Origin of the sequence: Thalassospira sp., from assembly GCF_040218635.1 — a bacterium.
Taxonomy (GTDB): domain Bacteria; phylum Pseudomonadota; class Alphaproteobacteria; order Rhodospirillales; family Thalassospiraceae; genus Thalassospira.
The window spans coordinates 276832-292630 of sequence record NZ_JAVJRB010000012.1; the positions used below are offsets into that span (position 1 = coordinate 276832).

Here is a 15799-nt window from a genome sequence, read left to right on the forward strand (position 1 = left end):
AATTTTATTGTAGGCAGCGAGATGCAAGATCAAGCGACCAAAGGTGGGGCGAAAAAAATACAGTCAATGTATGAGTGTGCTCCGTACCCGGATTTGGGTGCTAACTTGAAGTCAATGGACATATACTGGAATGCTCTGTCAGAAGAAGTTGATAGAAATAGTAATTTGAGGTTTTTAGATGTTGGATGCGGTACCGGGCACTATCTCGTTGGTGTAGCTAAAAAGTTTCCGCATTGGAAATGCTATGGTACAGATCTCTCGGGGCCATCGTTGAGTGTTTGTGGCGATTTATCTAAAAGGCACGGTGTTCAAAATCTGACACTTGAAAAGGGTAACTACGCCGAAAATATTCCATTCGAAGGTACGTTTGATATTATTTCTGCGCTTGGAACTATCCACCATTGTGAGAAGCCTGTGGCAGCTCTGAAAAATGTTGCTCAGTCACTCTCTGATGACGGCTACCTGTTTGTGCATCTGTATGGATCACGGTTGGATAGTGGGCGGTTCGATGTAAAGGAAATTCTAAACATATTTGAGCCTGATCTGACGAATGTAGAAAGGCGGTTTGAGATATACGATGCGCTCATGAAGCACCGTGAAAAACATTGGCTAAAGTCGTTTGTTCAGAAGCCGCTGATTGAAATACTCATGATGCCACGAAACAAGCTACGGAACATTGTTCGCCGGCTAAAAGGTTACTCTTGGTCTCCTGGATGGACCGTGCGATATGACAAGCCAAGCGCTCCTTGGATAGACCATTTTTGTAATCCATGTGAAAAAGCTTACAACGTCTCTGAAGTCCTTGAGCTGGTTGATGGTGCGGGCTTGAAGATCGTCAAGATGATTGGCCATGGACGCGAGCATCCTCAGCTTGTTCCTGAGCTGTGGTCTGGATCGTACGAGAAGCTGTCCCAAGATGACCGGTGGCGTCTATCCGAGTTGTTGGCTTTCGGTGGCGGTAGTTTCAATATGATACTGCAAAAAAATGCCGATGCGACTTCGCTTGACGGCATCTAGAATTTTGCAGATTTCTTCTTGGTAAGGTTTTGAAAAGTATAGTGAGTTCAATTGTGGCTATTAGCCTTTGATTGAGCTCCATTTTGCTTGTTCGAATTATCTTAAGTACCTGATGTTAATGACGGTCGGTGTTGTATGCAGCATAGGATGTTGTGTCTCTTTAAGTTGAGGTTTCCATTTTGCGTAGGGGCGGAGGATTAGCTATGCTCGCCATGGCGTCCCTAGTCCAACAACTGAGAGCCTCGTCGCTATCTTTGACCCCTTTTTTCTTGCTCGATGCGAAGTAAGGGCAGAATCGGAGGGTGCAAATGTGGCTTTCCTGACCACGTTCTGTTCGATTCTCTCCGTCCTTTCGAACATTTCCTTTTCTTCGATGGTCAAAAAATAACCGCTATCTGAGAAAATTGAAGGCGTTTCAGGGGCATTTCGATGAAATTATGATTAAAAAACACGCATTAATATTTTTGATAAAAAAATAGTCAAAAAGCTATTGCGTCCTCGCCATCAAATGGGTAATGTCCATTTGTGCGCTGCGGTAGGACGTAGCGCATTCCGGCGAGCGACTAGTCGCTCGTTTCTTGGACGTTTCCTCCCTAGACTTGGGCCGCTGTCACAGGCGGCCTTCTTTTTTGCCTAAATTCAAGGGTTTGGGTTGTTTGGGTGTGCGGGAAACTAACCAGCTGGTTGATCGACTTCGTTGAATGTAACAGTTTGTGCATTGCGGGGTGAAAGCCGAAATCAGATCAATCACAACTCTCTTTCAAATCAGCAAGCCGGTCTTCTCTATCAGAGCGCGACAGGGTCGGGCTTTTAAGTTCTTCGGTGATTTGGCGCACTTGGCGGCGAAGGGTCACTTCGCTTGGGGGGTGATGGTTCTCTGATGCACTTTCGAGTGCACGGGCAATGCGGGTGCTCGCGTTGTCTTGCGCCGTCGCATCTTGTGGTGACCATGTGTAAAAGGCGGCGCAGTTCACGTCATCCCGCCAGTCCCAGCTATTGAGTACGAGATCGTAATAGGCAATGCCGGCGGCGATAATAAGAAGAAACGCCCAAGGCTTGCCGTACCCAAACTGACGCGGGGCACCGGGTAGGTGTTGCTGATCAACTTGCATAAATCCGTATTTCTGATGGTTTCTGTAAGCGCAGTCTATCATCAGGGCATGTGATAACTGCAAGTCGCCAAGAAAAAGGCGCTTTCGCAGAATGTTGTACTGCGAAAGCGCCTTATCTTGATTGGTCTGGTCTGTTGCGCGTCTATTTCTCGCGCGTTGGATCGCCGTCCGGGGAATTGCCATCACCATCGCCAAGCCCGCGCTGCATGATCACGCTATCGACCCAGCGGCCAAGTTTAAAGCCTGCGGACTGCAATGTTCCGGCAACCCGGAAGCCAAGACGGGCATGCAGCCCGATCGAGGCCACATTGGCCGAATCCCCGATCACCGCAACCATCTGACGATAACCAAGGGCGGTACAGCGTTTGATCAGTTCAGACAAAAGCGCACGGCCCGCGCCCTTGCCAACAACGTCGGGCGCGATATAGATCGTGTCTTCGACGGTAAAGCGATAAGCCGGGCGGGTACGGTATGCCCCGGCATAGGCAAAACCTTCGACCCGGCCGTCAATTTCCGCGACCAGATAAGGCAATCCGCGTTCGCGCACATGCTGCCAGCGCGTGGTCAGTTCGGCGATTTCTGGCGCACGTTCTTCAAAAGATGCCAGGCCATGCAAAACATGGTGGCCATAAATTTCTGTGACCCGCTCGAAATCTTCGGGTTCGGCATCGCGAATGACAAGATTGACAAGCGCAAGGTTCGCATCGGTATCGGTCGCGGTGGTCATGAGAACGGGTTCCCGTCGAGATCATGGAAGGACGAAATCAGATTGGTCATCTGATCGCGCAGGACATCAAATCCGCGATGCGGCGTGATCGTGGTTTCATCCATATACAGGGATCGAGAAAGCTCGATCTGAAGGCTGTGCACATGTTCTTGCGGGCGACCGTAATGGCGTGTGCAATACCCCCCGGCATATGGATCATTGTGCGCCGGGTGAAAACCCAGGCCCCGAACACGTTCATCCACAAACCGCGTCAATGACGGGTGGCAGGAACTTCCATAGCAATCGCCAAGCACCAGATCAACGCGGTTTTTCGTGCTGTCGACCGAATCACCGGGCATGGAATGGCAATCAATCAGAATGCAGTAGCCAAATTCGGCCCGGGTTTGATCAACCAGTTTCTGCAAGGCGCTGTGATAGGGCCGGTAATAGGTTTCAATCCGCTCGAACGCTTCTTCGACGGGCAGGCGGGTTTTATAAATCTCGACCCCGCCACTGACCACACGCGGGATGGAGCCAAGCCCCGAAAGCGCGCGCATGGAATTCACCTCGGCATTGCTGGGAAGGTCGCCGACAAACATCCGTGGATCAAGCTCGAACGCCGCCCGGTTCACATCAACATAGGCGCGCGGGAAGGTCGCACATAAAAGCGGCGCGCCCAGTTTCGGTGCGGCGGTAAACAGTTGATCAACAAAGGCATCTTCGGATGCGCGCAGCTCAAACGATCCGATGCGCGCACTCTTAATCAGGTCTTGCGGGTATTGCCGCCCTGAATGCGGGGATGCAAACACCACGGGCAATGTTTGCCGCGCTGGCAGGATAACGGTGGCAGGCCCGCTAGAGGCGATTTCCGAAGGCAACTGGTTCATTGTCTTGGTAACGTCCATCCCTGTTGACGGTGTCTTTGATTATCCCGCGATCTTTCAAAAGCATATCACGTCAAATTCGATGCCGCATGCTCTTCTAGCATATGGGAATTGCAGCAGAATTGATGAAGATTTTTTGTCAAAAAACCATTTCTGGGGTTGCGCCTTTGTCTGCCTTGGGCTAAATACCGCCTCGCCGACGCAAACGGCACGGGCCATTCCTTCTTACCCGGAAGGGGCGGTCTTTGAAAGATGGATTTGCGGGCCTATAGCTCAGTTGGTTAGAGCGTTCGCTTGACATGCGAGAGGTCACAAGTTCGAGTCTTGTTAGGCCCACCATCTTTTCCACACATAGGGGCCTATAGCTCAGTTGGTTAGAGCGTTCGCTTGACATGCGAGAGGTCACAAGTTCGAGTCTTGTTAGGCCCACCATTCCCGCCCCGCCGGTTCACCGTGCGGGGTTTTGTGTGTCTAAACGGAATGGCTGCGAATAAGGCGTGTCGGATCACATCGCCAAATCAAACACCACCAACCCGCTAATGCCACCTTCAAGCAATCCGACCAACTGGCCACCCAGTTCTTTGTGGGTCGGGTGTTCAAGATAGGCATCGCGGGCGGCTTCGTCATCGAAATCGATTGAAAAACCATGCGCAAAACCTTGCTCAAGGCCTTCCGGGCTGACTGACGCGCCGCCGTCAAAGCCCCGCATGCCGGGGATGGCACTGCCAAGATCGGCAAGCTTGGTAAACAGGGCATCAATGGTGGTTTGTTCGACAGTCGGTTGTACTTTGAACAGAACGATATGACGGATCATGGTCGGGCCTTTGTTTGAATAAGGAACAATGCCTGATTTCTCGTTCGTTCCGGATGCCCTGTCAACATATCCCGTGCCGGTTAGCGACCCTGCATACAGGCCTTGATCGCATCGCCGATGATCGAGACACCCTGATCAAGCTCCTCGGCCTTGATCGTAAGCGGCGGGGCAATGCGAAACACGCCGCCCATGCCCGGCATCTTGACGATATTCATGCTAAGCCCGCGTTTAAATGCCTCGGCCATGATCGCGGCCCCCATGTCGTGATCGGGTTCGCGGTTGCCGGTTGGCTTGATGATTTCCATGCCCAGAAGCAACCCGCGCCCGCGCACATCGCCGACACAGTCATATTGATCCTTAAGCTGTGATAGCCCGTCAAAAAGCTGTGCGCCCATCTGACCGGCGCGTGCGACCAGATTTTCATCGCGCACCACATCCAGCACGGTCAAACCAACCGCAGCGGGCAGGGGATCGGACACATGGGTGGTGTAAAACAAAAAGCCCTTTTCATAGGCGGCTTCTTCGATGGCAGGCGTGGTCATCACGGCCGATAACGGCAATCCCGCCCCGATGGTTTTGGATAAGGTCAGGATATCGGGTGTTACCCCGTACCGCTGAAACGCAAACATATGGCCGGTGCGGCCAATCCCGGTTTGGGCTTCATCCAAAATCAAAAGCATCCCGCGTTCTTCGCATTTCTTCTTAAGCGCTGCCAGATACCCCTTGGGCAGTTCCAAAATCCCGCCGCTTGATAAAATCGGCTCGGCGACAAAGGCGGCAAGATTGCCGGTCGACTGGTTGTCGACCAGCTCAAAGGCATCATCAAGTTCGGTCTGCCAATCAAGCGACCCGTCGGCATGTTTGAACCGCGGGCGAAAGGCATTCGGGGCCGGAATGGCAAAGGATCCAACCGCGGCCGGGCCATATCCCTTACGCCCGGCACTATAGGTTGCCGATGCCGCCACCCCGGTCATCCCGTGCCAGCTTTTGGAAAACGCCACGATTTCATGCTTGCCAGTCACAAGCTTGGCCATGCGAATGGCGGCTTCATTGCTTTCGGCACCGGTCGACAGCAACAACACCTTTTCCAGTCCCGGTGCCAGTTCCGCCAACCGTTGCGCCAGATCCACCACCGGGCGGGTCAGCATGCTGCTAAACAGATGGGCGACGGTTTCAACCTGTCTTTGCACGGTTTCGACAATGCGCGGATGCCCGTGGCCCAAAACCGCCGACATCTGCCCGGATGTGAAATCAAGGATCGCGCGCCCGTCGGCATCATAAACAAACGATCCCTTTGCCCGTTCGATAATCGCCGGATCAAACGGACTGCCATAACGGATCAGATGGTCTTGCGCAGCTTTCCAGAATTTCGGATCGGTGTTGTTTGACATGACGGGCCCCCATGCATGCGTGTGTCGATAAACAGACCCAAAGCCTATCTTGTGGCGCGAAAGCGGTAAAATTGATAATGCTGACATTCCGGTATTGGAAAAATTGATATCCACGTGCGACGGAAAGACACCATGCAGGCCCTGCTTGATCTCAAACTTCTGACAACCTTTGTCCGTGCCGCCCATGCCGGAACGCTAAGTGCTGCGGCCATTCAGGTCGGGCGCACCCAGTCGACTGTGACCATGCAGATACAGCGCCTTGAAGACGCCCTTGGCCAAACCCTGTTTCACCGCTCGGGCAGCGGGGTCAGGCTTACGGGGGCGGGGGATCGTTTTCTGGGCTATGCCGAACGCATTTTGCGCCTGCATGATGATGCGATCTCAAGCTTTTCGGATCAGGGCCTGCGCGGTGCGATCACGTTTGGCTGCCCCGAAGATTACCTGATCGCGTTTTTCCCGGCCTTGCTCAAAAGTTTCGGCTCGATCTATCCCGATGTCGAGATCAAGGTGGTTTCCGCCCCGACCCCGGAATTGCAAAAACTTCTGCATGCGCGCCAGATCGATATGGCGCTGGTCTCCACCCCGGATATCACACCCGCCACGGCTCCCGGCAGGACACCCAACACAACATCTGGCAGCGACACCATCCGAACCGAACAACTCGCCTGGGTCGGCAGTAAACCAACGCTGGAGCTTCATGATTTCGGCAAAAACATCACCCTGAACGGGGCAGGGGAAACCAACGGCAACGCCAACATCAATACCGACACCAACACCAACACCAAGAACCGGCCATCTGCACGATCCATCTCGTCCGCCCCGTCTGCCCCGATCCCGCTGGCCTTGCCCGCCGCCAACGCTATCGACCACAGATCGGCCCGCGACGCCATGCAGGCCGCCGGATTGCCCCACCAAATCGCTTATGCCAGCAACAGCCTCGCGGGTCTGATCGCCGTCACGCGTTCCGGCCTCGCGATCAGTGTGATGATGCAAAAGGCGGTGCCAAGCGACCTGTTCATCCTGAAATCCCCGCTGCCACCCTTGCCAAAACTCGGCCTGCGCGTGGTCAAATCAGAATTCAACCCGACCCCCGCTACAGATGCCTTCGCGGATCACATCAGCAAGATGCTGCCGTTTTTGTGAGGTGAATCAGGGGGAAAACCCAAAACCCAGTTTTCCAGACGTAATCCCTCGATGCGCTCGAATTCACGGGTGTTATTGCTTACAAGGATCAGACCCCAGAAAACTAGATAAATAAATCTGTCCCCCTTTTCCGCATGCGCGCCAGATCGATATGGCGCTGGTTTCCACCCCGGATATCACACCCGCCACGATTTCCGGTAGGGCGCCCAACACAACACCCGGCGGCGATACCATCCGAACCGAACAACTCGCCTGGGTCGGCAGTAAACCAACGCTGGAGCTTCATGATTTCGGCAAAAACATCACCCTGAACGGGGCAGGGGAAAACAACAGCAACGCCAACACCGACACCAAGAACCGGCCATCCGCACGATCCATCTCGTCCGCCCCATCCGCCCCATCCGCCCCAATCCCGCTGGCCTTGCCCGCCGCCAATGCCATCGACCACAGATCGGCCCGCGATGCCATGCAGGCCGCCGGATTGCCCTATCAAATCGCCTATGCCAGCAACAGCCTTGCCGGTCTGATCGCCGTCACGCGCTCCGGCCTTGCCATCAGTGTGATGATGCAAAAGGCGGTGCCAAGCGACCTGTTCATCCTGAAATCCCCGCTGCCGCCGCTGCCCAAACTTGGCCTGCGCGTGGTTAAATCAGAATTCAACCCAACCCCCGCCACCGACGCGTTTGCTGATCACATCAGCAAGATGCTGCCATTTTTGTAGAACTTCAGACAGCATGTCAGGTGATCTAGCTATGCCTTTTTTGTTAGTGCTTGGAGGGCATCGGTGCCGATCAATATCGTTGAGCGTCGTGGTAAATAACCGTTAGACTGAGTTCGGTTTGGTCGGTCGGAAAATGTTTAGGGTCGGTAAGGATGCGGGAAAAACGCGAAATAGATCGGCAGCGTGAAGCAGCCTTCTCATTAGAGGTGGGGGGTGATGATGACAAGTCTGGGATCAAAGAGCTTATTTCGACGTCCCATCGTCTATACACGCTAACTGAGCAGGCAGTTTATTCTGTTCAGCTAGCTGACGATATTGATCCGGAGAGAACCAACCCGAATATTCCAAACCTCAGTCAAAAAGTTATATCGGCAGGATATGGTGACGAGATTGTCGGCAAAGTTTTACTGACTGCGATGATGCTATTCCACGAAAACAATTCCCAAACGAGTCAACTGCATGACGACCTGTTTGAGGTTACCGTTGAGTTAACCAAGCACAACATCGAATTAAGGTCGATGGTTGCGAGTTTAGTCGAAGAGATATCTTCAGAAGAAGAAAAATTCTGCTCGGGAAAACAGAAGGTTAAATCTTTCCACATTCCATCTATTACCGACTTAAATACAAAATTGCACGGTATTATGGTGAAGCTGGATAAAACGAAAGATTGTATTTTGAAGTTGTATCGAATTCATTTTTTGCCGGACCATAGTGGTAGGCCTATGTGGCATGAATATCGTGAGGCTTTAGCTAACCTTCCAAAAATGACAGATACTTGTCTCGGCGCCTGGGATGAACAAGCAAAGTTTTTGTCTCTGGTAAGAAACGTAAGAAATTGTAGTGAACATCCCAAATCCGGACAGCAACTTGTATTAACCGATTTCCAGATGCAACCAGATGGTTCTGTTAATCCGCCACTTATCGAAGTCGAGCATAAGGAGACTCCGATTAGACTTTTGCCTGTCGTTGAATTTGTTGAGTTTCTGTGCAATACGATCTTGAGTTATTCTGAGTTATCGTACGCTTTAATCAAATCTATAAAGTTACTTGAACGCAATCCGCTGAATGAGCGTGTTTCCGAAATGCCAGAAGAGGCAAGACGCCATCCATTTGTGCGTTTATATAGAACTCTCAACTTTGATGGCGTAGAGCGAATACTGGGATGATCAATTCGACGCGGAAAAAGGGGACTAAAAAGGGGACAGTCCCCTTTTTATAATACATAGCGCTTTACCTGACAGCGACACGAAAAGCCGGTCACCAGCATCTTGTCGGCCCCGTCGCATCGACTTTCTTTTTCCAGCGTAGATCATAAAGCTCACTTGATGCTTCCTGAAAGTGGAGTGTGGCGGGGTTCTTCCTTGCCTGACGGGGGGATATATCCAATTCCTTGTGTTGCGGTGCTCAAGTGATGTATAAATAGAGTATCATTTGATTTTGATGGAGGCTGTCATGTCCTCAGGTCTCGCACAAGCCAGGCCCGTTTCTGACACCGGTGCCGGGTTCTGGAAGGCGGTGGGTATCCCAGCGCGCGGGCCTGCTTTGCATGAAGCATTGCAGCAAGGCATTCCCTATGCGACCTATGGCAAGCTGGCATCTGCTGCCGGTCTGGACCGCAAGGAACTTGCAAAATATGTCGTTATCCCGATGGCGACCTTGCAACGCCGGGCCAAGCTGGGCCGGTTCAAAGTCGATGAAAGTGACAAGCTGTATCGCTTTGCCGAAGTGCTTCATGCCGCGACCAATCTGTTTGAAGGCGACCGGGATCAGGCGCGCCATTGGTTGTTAAGCCGCGTGCAGGGGTTGGGCGGCGCATGTCCGGCGGAAATGATCGCAACCTCGGCCGGGACCGATGCGGTGCTTGATCTGATCGGGCGGCTGGAACATGGCGTCTTTGCATGACGGCGGTTCGCGCCTACCGTTTGCTCAAAAGGAAATGGAAAGACGCGGCATTCGACGGGGAAGGGGCGCGGCGTTATGGCGGGCGCTGGAACAGCCGGGGAAAACCCGCGATCTATCTTGCCGGTTCGCAATCGCTTGCGATGCTTGAAGTCATGGTCCATCTGAATGATTACCGACTGCTATCAAGCTATATCCTGTTTGAAGTCCGGCTTCCCGTCGATCAAATTTCCGATATGTCCGACGACCAGATTCCCGATGACTGGCAGGCGCATCCCGCCCCGACTTCAACCGCCGAGATCGGCGATGCGTGGCTTGATCACAATGCCGGTCTGGCACTTGCGGTGCCAAGTGTCATTGTCCCGCGCGAAAAGAACTATTTGCTAAATCCCCGCCACCCTCTGTTCGCCAGCGTTGCAGCCCATGCGACCGAACTGGCATTCGATCCCGACCCAAGGCTTTAGGGTCCATGCTTAACTGACCAGCTTGGCCAAATACTCCACCGGATGCTGCGGTTTCACACCTTCATAGCGCTTGACCTGACAGCGACACGAATAGCCGGTGACCAGCATGTTTGCCGCCCCCGTCGCATCGACTTTCTTTTTCCAGCTTAGGTCATAAAGCTCGCGCGAGGTTTCCTGATGGCGGGTTTCGTGGCCGTAAACACCGGCCATGCCGCAACACCCGGTCTTTTCGGTCGCGAGTGTAAGGCCAAAAGCCGCGAAGATTTTCTGCCATTTAACGCCAACATCGGGGATCGATGTTTTTTCCGTGCAATGGGGAAACAGGCTTGCCGGGGCGGGAGTTGTGGCACCGTCTTTAAGGCTGGGGGCGGTTAAGCGCCCCTCGGAAATTTCGGCAGCCAGCCATTCATGGAACAGATGCACGCGGTAGTCCGGGCGGTCTGAAAGGCGCTGGGCGTATTCCTGGCGGTAGGTCAGGGTGACGCTGGCCTCAATCCCGACCATGGCGATGCCGGATTTTGCCAAACGGCCATAAACAATGTCGTTTTGCCTGGCCTGATAATCGAACTTTTTCAGGAACCCTTTGACATGCATCGCCTTGCCATTCGCACGATAGGGCGGCACAAACACGCGGTAGCCCAGATGTTGCAGAAGGTCGACATGGGCCAACACAACATCGGTGTCATAATGGGTGGTGAAGCAATCCTGAAGGATCATCACCGATTTGGCCTTTTCATCCGGGCTTAAGCCATCAAGGTCAGCCTGTTTAAACCGGCCAATCCCGCGTGCTCGCAGGCCCGATTTCAGGCTTTTGGTATGAAGCTTGGGAAGGTCGGTCAGGCCGATGAGTGTTTTGAAAATCCATGGCATCGGCGGGATCGATTGCAGCGCGTTAAACAGGTTGGGCGCGATGGCCAAAAACGGTGCCATACTTTCCAGCGAGGCAATGACATAGTCCTTTGCCGGGCGTTTATAGCGGGTGTGATAGGTTTCCAGAAACCGCGATTTCATTTCCGGGATATCGACCTTGACCGGGCATTGTCCGGCACAGGCCTTACATGACAAGCACCCGGCCATGGATTCATATACATCATGGGAAAAATCACGGGCATTGATCACGGCGAGATCCTGGTTCATCGGATCGGTGCCAACGGAGAGCTGCCGGATCCATTCGCGGATCATGCCGGCCCGGCCCTTGGGCGAATGCACACGGGACCGCGTGACCTTATAGGACGGGCACATCGCATCCATCAGATCCCAGTTAAAGCACGCGCCGTTGCCGTTACACCGTGTGGCGTTGAGGTATTCATCACGAAGGGCATCTTCGATCTGACGGTCAAGCTGACCGCGCATCGGGGCCTCGTCAATTTTGGTTACGGGTGTGTTCTTGGAATAGGGCGATGCGATCTTGCCGGGGTTGAGTTGTCCTTCCGGATCAAAGGCTTCTTTGATGCGACGGAGAACGTCATAAAGCTCCGGCCCGAAATAGATCGGGGAATATTCGCCGCGGAACCCTTTGCCATGTTCGCCCCAGATCAGACCGTTATAGCGCTTGGTAAGGTCCGCAACAGCATCGGACACCCGACGAATGCGCGCTTCGTCTTCTTCATCGCACATATCAAGCAACGGGCGCACATGCAAACAGCCAACATCGACATGGCCAAACATGCCGTAATCAAGGCCTTCGGCGTCAAGAAGCGCGCGGAATTCGGCGATAAAATCGGCAAGGTTTTCTGGTGGAACGGCGGTATCTTCAACGAACGGGGTCGCGCGGCGTTTGCCTTCCAGATTGCCCAAAAGCCCGACGGATTTCGCGCGGATCGACCAGATGGCGGCGATTTGTCCGGGGTCGGTGGCCTGCACAAAGCCGATCGGGGCATATTTCTCGCCCGGATTGCCATCAAGATAGGCGCGGAGTTCGTCCTGTTTGGCGGCAACCTCATCAGCAGTTTCGCCAACAAATTCAACAACGTTAAAGCCGCGGGTTTGAACGGTGCTTCCTTCGGTGCCTAGCAATTTGCCCAGCATGTGCCAGCTTTCATCCTGCTCGGCCAGTTTCATCACCTTGTCATCGATGCTTTCAATTGCGACCGGATCAAATTGAACCAAGGCACCGACATGGCGAAGCGCACTATCAAAGCTGTCGTAACGGACCACCGTGATCGCTTTGTGCTTGGGCAACGGAATGACGCGAAGGGTAATTTCCTTGACCATGCCAAGGCTGCCTTCTGCCCCGGCGATCAGGAAGGACAGGTTCATATCCCCTTGATCTGAAACGGCTTCTTTAAGGTTATAGCCGGTCAATCCCCGGTTCATTTCCGGGAAGGTCGCCTTGATCTGATCGCGCCGCGGGGCGATTTCATCAAAAACTTTGCGATAAAGCGCCCCCATGCGGTCCGTGCGCGCCATGATTTCCTTGGCATCAGAAGCACTTAGGGCCGATGTTTTGAAATCCGTGCCATCAATCAGGACCGTGGTCATGTCATGGATGTAATGGCTTGTTTTTCCATAAATCCGCGATCCCTTGCCCGAACTGTCCGACCCGATCATGCCGCCGATGGTCGCGCGGCTGGCGGTGGAGACGGCGGGCGGGAAGAAAACGGCATGTGGTTTCAGCCATGCATTAAGCTGATCAAGCACCACGCCGGGTTGCACATGGACAAGGCCGTTTTTCGCATCAAATCCCAGTATGTTATTGAGATGCTTGGATGTATCAAGAATGATCGTGTTGTTAAGCGACTGACCATTGGTGCCGGTTCCGCCGCCGCGCGGGGTGATTTTGACCTCGGAAAATTTATCGCGCCCGGCCATTTCCATCACGACATTGATGTCATCAGAACTGCGCGGCTGAAGCACCGCACGCGGCATGACCTGATAAACGCTATTGTCGGTGGCGTGGATCAAACGGGTGGGGAAATCAGCATGGATTTCACCGCTAAATTTCCCTTCTGCCTCAAGCGTTTTCAAAAAGCCGAGTGACAAACTGTCAAGCGACCGGTCCGGTGTCAGACGCGGCAGTTTTTTGATCACGCTTTTGGGGACAGACATCGGGTTCTCTCTTGCTTCGACCGGGAGTTGTTTTGGCGATTTTTTCGGTCGGTTTGTTGGGTCATTTTAATGGCGATTTTAACGGCGATTTTCGCCATTTGACCTGATCGTGATTAAATACACAAATTGAAAATTCTGAACTATTATGCAGTTTTAGTTCATAATCAAAAACAAGCATCAACAAATTGCCCGGATCGGGCGAATTTCCGTAAAATCAATCCTCATACAATTGGAAAGTCGGTCATGTTGTCATCGATTAGTTTGCGTCACATGCGGGCCTTTGCCGCGATTGCCGATCATGGATCTTTTACCGCCGCGGCGACGGTTTTGGGGCTATCCACATCTGCATTGACCTCGACCATTCGCCAGTTTGAGGATGTGACCGGGGCCGCCCTTTTTGATCGGACCACACGCCAAGTGACTTTGACCGAAACCGGGGAACGCTTTTTGCCCGTTGCGCGGCGATTGATTGGTGATTTTGAAGAAGCACTTGGTGATCTTGATGCGCTGTCCAAGGGGATTGGGGGCAAAATCCGCATTGCGGCGGCACCATCGGTTTTGACCCGCATTTTGCCCGGCGTGATCCGGGGATTTATTGCCGCCCATCCCGATGCGCGGTTACGGTTGGACGAGCTGAATGCCAAGGATGTCCATGAGGCGGTTGCCAATAACGAGGCCGATTTTGGCATTGCCGGGGAATGGCAGGACCTGCCCGATATCAATTTCAGCCCGCTTTTTTCCGACCGGTTTGGCGTTTTGTGCCGCCCGGATCATCCGTTTGCGCAAGAATCCGAAATTGCCTGGTCTGAACTGGCCGATCAGCCGTTTGTCGGGCTGGGCCCGGAATCCGGCACACGGGCAATGATGGCGGGACAGGGGATTTGGGCGGCAGGCGGTGGTGCCGATGATATTGGCCGAAATCCAGACGCACGTCATGCGGTCGATATCAGTCCGAGCATCACCCGCGCAGCCGCCCTTGGCGTCGGGGCAGCACAGAAGGCCTTGCGCACGGCAGATGAGCTTGACCGCGCGATGGACCAGATCGCCCGGGTGGGCAAGGCCAAGCAACGCGGTGCCGCATCGAAGTCGGCAAAAGCGTCCAAAATGGCGGGGATGTCAGGAATGTCGGTGAATGCTGCCACCGATCCGGCGGCCCTGTTGCGCCCGGTGGTCGAAACATCGAACACCATCACGCTGGCCGCGATGGTATCCGAAGGGATCGGAATTACGGTCCTGCCGGAACTGGCCGCGCGCATCGCAACCGGGGCGGGCGATCTGGCCGGATCGGGCAAACTTGCCTTTGTGCCGCTGTGTCAGCCAACCCGCCACCGCCAGATTGGCGTGATCACGCGGCAGAGCAAAAGCCTGTCGCCGATTGCGCGGATCTTCCTTGCCATGGTGATGGAACAGGCGCCGAAAATGGATTTACCGGCGGCGATTGAGTGGGGATAGGTGTGGTTAGCGAAATTATGACTTGCGAGAGGTTGTTTTTGTACTTTGCTTTCGCAAGAACAACAAACGCCTCGCAACTGGTTGCGAGGCGTTCTTGTTTCGGTCAGCTATCAAACTCTATTTGCAAAACTTCGCGATCAAAAAGATCATTCAGGATTTTGCTGTTTTGGAATGATTCTCGGCCAAGTTCGTGAAAGCCACCAAGCATCAAACCAAATGATACTGCGGCAAGATCTTCGAACGTTGTTGGGTATTCCGGTTCATAGGAGACGGACAAAGTTCCACCTGATGTTCTGATAGCTGATTGTGCAATGTCGGCCATATGGTTTTCAAATGGACTTCGAGGCGGGTTCTCTTCGATCTTCTTCTGGAGAACTTTCAGGGTTTGGTCGCGATAGGACTTTCCATCAAGCGCCATACCATTTTTAACACTGAGATATTCGGCAATCGTGTCCTCAAGGCCGAGGTCTGTCAGTGTGAGTGACATGGCTTGAAGATTTGCCGTCCGCGCATCCTGAAGCAGCTTACCCATGATGGAGAAATTACTGGATGTTAGTCGGTCGATTGGCGGTAGATGTATGCTGCCGATGCCGATCTGGAGGTCGCCTTCAACCACATCAGGGAGGCTGAAATTGACCAAAGTATCGAGAGCACCATTTACATTATCGTATTGATATTCGATGCCGATATCCCCCCGTACTGCGTCCATTCCAATCAACAAGAGCGGCGGGGGAGAGCTCCGGCGCTGGAACAGGGGCGGGGCTTGGTTTATCTGGATCGGGAATTGCGCACCTTCAAGAAAGATATCGACGCTTCGAAGGTGCCCACTGCGCTCATCAAGATCATAGTTCGAGATCGTAAGTGCTTCGACAGTGTTTTCCATATCTCCAAAGTCCATTCGGACTTTGTGCAGTGTTACGCTTCGCCCAATGAGAGATGCATCCAGATCCCGATAGCGAATAGCGCGATCAAGTTGGTTGCTGCGCAGGAACTCGGCTATTTCAGCTTCGGCTTCATCAGCAACCTGATTTTGGAAGATGAAATATCCACCAACCAAAACAAGAGCGCCAACGCTACCTGCGATCAGTGCAATTTTCCCGCGTTTTTTCGGGGAGGGTTCGGCCATATGGCTGTTTTCCTGTTTCATA

At 53.3% G+C, this 15799-nt stretch carries 14 protein-coding genes and 2 tRNA genes; 9 read left to right on the forward strand and 7 right to left on the reverse strand.

From position 1 onward, the window contains the following. Positions 1-21: 21 nt before the first annotated feature. A complete protein-coding gene (locus RIC05_RS15165; protein ID WP_350045526.1) occupies positions 22-1017 on the forward strand; it encodes a class I SAM-dependent methyltransferase in 996 nt (331 codons plus the stop codon). A gap of 743 nt (positions 1018-1760) precedes the next feature. Here the strand turns inward: RIC05_RS15165 and RIC05_RS15170 are convergent. From RIC05_RS15170 to RIC05_RS15180, 3 genes are read right to left on the reverse strand one after another with little or no spacing between them, the layout of a single operon-like run. Further along, on the reverse strand, positions 1761-2312 hold the full coding sequence (locus RIC05_RS15170; protein ID WP_350045527.1) for a hypothetical protein: 552 nt from the start codon (positions 2310-2312) through the stop codon (positions 1761-1763). Then, positions 2272-2856, reverse strand: a complete 585-nt coding sequence (locus RIC05_RS15175; protein ID WP_350043457.1) for a GNAT family N-acetyltransferase — start codon at positions 2854-2856, stop codon at positions 2272-2274. Before RIC05_RS15175 ends, RIC05_RS15170 begins: the two co-directional genes overlap by 41 nt. Next, complete coding sequence (locus RIC05_RS15180) at positions 2853-3722, reverse strand: N-formylglutamate amidohydrolase (RefSeq protein ID WP_350045528.1); 870 nt, start codon at positions 3720-3722, stop codon at positions 2853-2855. The genes RIC05_RS15175 and RIC05_RS15180 overlap by 4 nt, the downstream gene beginning before the upstream one ends. A gap of 259 nt (positions 3723-3981) precedes the next feature. Here RIC05_RS15180 and RIC05_RS15185 point away from each other — a divergent pair. After that, positions 3982-4058, forward strand: a tRNA-Val gene (locus RIC05_RS15185). Between the two features lie 16 nt (positions 4059-4074). Then, positions 4075-4151, forward strand: a tRNA-Val gene (locus RIC05_RS15190). 73 nt (positions 4152-4224) lie between these two features. On the opposite strand, the gene RIC05_RS15195 is transcribed toward RIC05_RS15190, so the two are convergent. Continuing rightward, the gene (locus RIC05_RS15195) at positions 4225-4533 is read right to left on the reverse strand and encodes a Dabb family protein (protein WP_350045529.1); all 309 of its coding nucleotides are present in this window, start codon (positions 4531-4533) and stop codon (positions 4225-4227) included. A gap of 80 nt (positions 4534-4613) precedes the next feature. After that, on the reverse strand, positions 4614-5924 hold the full coding sequence (locus RIC05_RS15200) for an aspartate aminotransferase family protein (RefSeq protein WP_350045530.1): 1311 nt from the start codon (positions 5922-5924) through the stop codon (positions 4614-4616). 132 nt (positions 5925-6056) lie between these two features. Here RIC05_RS15200 and RIC05_RS15205 point away from each other — a divergent pair, with 132 nt between their 5' ends. The 5 genes from RIC05_RS15205 to RIC05_RS15225 all read left to right on the forward strand — a co-directional run bounded on the left by RIC05_RS15205 (position 6057) and on the right by RIC05_RS15225 (position 10151). Further along, positions 6057-7067 (forward strand): LysR family transcriptional regulator, encoded by a 1011-nt coding sequence (locus RIC05_RS15205; RefSeq protein WP_350045531.1) that lies wholly within the window; start codon positions 6057-6059, stop codon positions 7065-7067. 151 nt (positions 7068-7218) lie between these two features. Then, positions 7219-7788 carry a type 2 periplasmic-binding domain-containing protein gene (locus RIC05_RS15210; RefSeq protein WP_350045532.1) on the forward strand — a complete coding sequence of 190 codons (570 nt, stop codon included), beginning with the start codon at positions 7219-7221 and terminating at the stop codon, positions 7786-7788. 152 nt (positions 7789-7940) lie between these two features. Further along, entirely contained in the window at positions 7941-8954 is a 1014-nt protein-coding gene (locus RIC05_RS15215) for a hypothetical protein (RefSeq protein WP_350045533.1), read from the forward strand. 286 nt (positions 8955-9240) lie between these two features. Then, the gene (locus tag RIC05_RS15220) at positions 9241-9690 is read left to right on the forward strand and encodes an Xre family toxin-antitoxin system antitoxin (RefSeq protein ID WP_350045534.1); all 450 of its coding nucleotides are present in this window, start codon (positions 9241-9243) and stop codon (positions 9688-9690) included. Continuing rightward, positions 9687-10151: an RES family NAD+ phosphorylase gene (locus RIC05_RS15225; RefSeq protein ID WP_350045535.1), complete on the forward strand. Its 465-nt coding sequence runs from the start codon at positions 9687-9689 to the stop codon at positions 10149-10151. The genes RIC05_RS15220 and RIC05_RS15225 overlap by 4 nt, the downstream gene beginning before the upstream one ends. Before the next feature lie 9 nt (positions 10152-10160). Here RIC05_RS15225 and RIC05_RS15230 read toward each other — a convergent pair whose 3' ends face one another. Beyond that, positions 10161-13199 carry an FAD-binding and (Fe-S)-binding domain-containing protein gene (locus RIC05_RS15230; protein WP_350045536.1) on the reverse strand — a complete coding sequence of 1013 codons (3039 nt, stop codon included), beginning with the start codon at positions 13197-13199 and terminating at the stop codon, positions 10161-10163. Between the two features lie 243 nt (positions 13200-13442). Between RIC05_RS15230 and RIC05_RS15235 the strand changes: the two genes are divergently transcribed. Beyond that, positions 13443-14651 (forward strand): LysR substrate-binding domain-containing protein, encoded by a 1209-nt coding sequence (locus RIC05_RS15235; RefSeq protein WP_350045537.1) that lies wholly within the window; start codon positions 13443-13445, stop codon positions 14649-14651. Positions 14652-14754: 103 nt separating this feature from the next. On the opposite strand, the gene RIC05_RS15240 is transcribed toward RIC05_RS15235, so the two are convergent. Then, positions 14755-15798, reverse strand: coding sequence for an aq_1923 C-terminal domain (locus RIC05_RS15240; protein ID WP_350045538.1), 1044 nt, complete (start codon positions 15796-15798; stop codon positions 14755-14757). Position 15799 lies beyond the last annotated feature (1 nt).

Bases quoted from the DNA above. Each gene is read 5' to 3' on its own strand.
- RIC05_RS15220 (WP_350045534.1), top strand. From the start codon at position 9,241: ATGTCCTCAGGTCTCGCACAAGCCAGGCCCGTTTCTGACACCGGTGCC.
- RIC05_RS15200 (WP_350045530.1), bottom strand. From the start codon at position 5,924: ATGTCAAACAACACCGATCCGAAATTCTGGAAAGCTGCGCAAGACCAT.
- RIC05_RS15225 (WP_350045535.1), top strand. From the start codon at position 9,687: ATGACGGCGGTTCGCGCCTACCGTTTGCTCAAAAGGAAATGGAAAGAC.
- RIC05_RS15205 (WP_350045531.1), top strand. From the start codon at position 6,057: ATGCAGGCCCTGCTTGATCTCAAACTTCTGACAACCTTTGTCCGTGCC.
- RIC05_RS15170 (WP_350045527.1), bottom strand. From the start codon at position 2,312: ATGGCAATTCCCCGGACGGCGATCCAACGCGCGAGAAATAGACGCGCA.
- RIC05_RS15230 (WP_350045536.1), bottom strand. From the start codon at position 13,199: ATGTCTGTCCCCAAAAGCGTGATCAAAAAACTGCCGCGTCTGACACCG.
- RIC05_RS15165 (WP_350045526.1), top strand. From the start codon at position 22: ATGCAAGATCAAGCGACCAAAGGTGGGGCGAAAAAAATACAGTCAATG.
- RIC05_RS15215 (WP_350045533.1), top strand. From the start codon at position 7,941: ATGCGGGAAAAACGCGAAATAGATCGGCAGCGTGAAGCAGCCTTCTCA.
- RIC05_RS15180 (WP_350045528.1), bottom strand. From the start codon at position 3,722: ATGAACCAGTTGCCTTCGGAAATCGCCTCTAGCGGGCCTGCCACCGTT.
- RIC05_RS15240 (WP_350045538.1), bottom strand. From the start codon at position 15,798: ATGAAACAGGAAAACAGCCATATGGCCGAACCCTCCCCGAAAAAACGC.
- RIC05_RS15175 (WP_350043457.1), bottom strand. From the start codon at position 2,856: ATGACCACCGCGACCGATACCGATGCGAACCTTGCGCTTGTCAATCTT.
- RIC05_RS15195 (WP_350045529.1), bottom strand. From the start codon at position 4,533: ATGATCCGTCATATCGTTCTGTTCAAAGTACAACCGACTGTCGAACAA.
- RIC05_RS15210 (WP_350045532.1), top strand. From the start codon at position 7,219: ATGGCGCTGGTTTCCACCCCGGATATCACACCCGCCACGATTTCCGGT.
- RIC05_RS15235 (WP_350045537.1), top strand. From the start codon at position 13,443: ATGTTGTCATCGATTAGTTTGCGTCACATGCGGGCCTTTGCCGCGATT.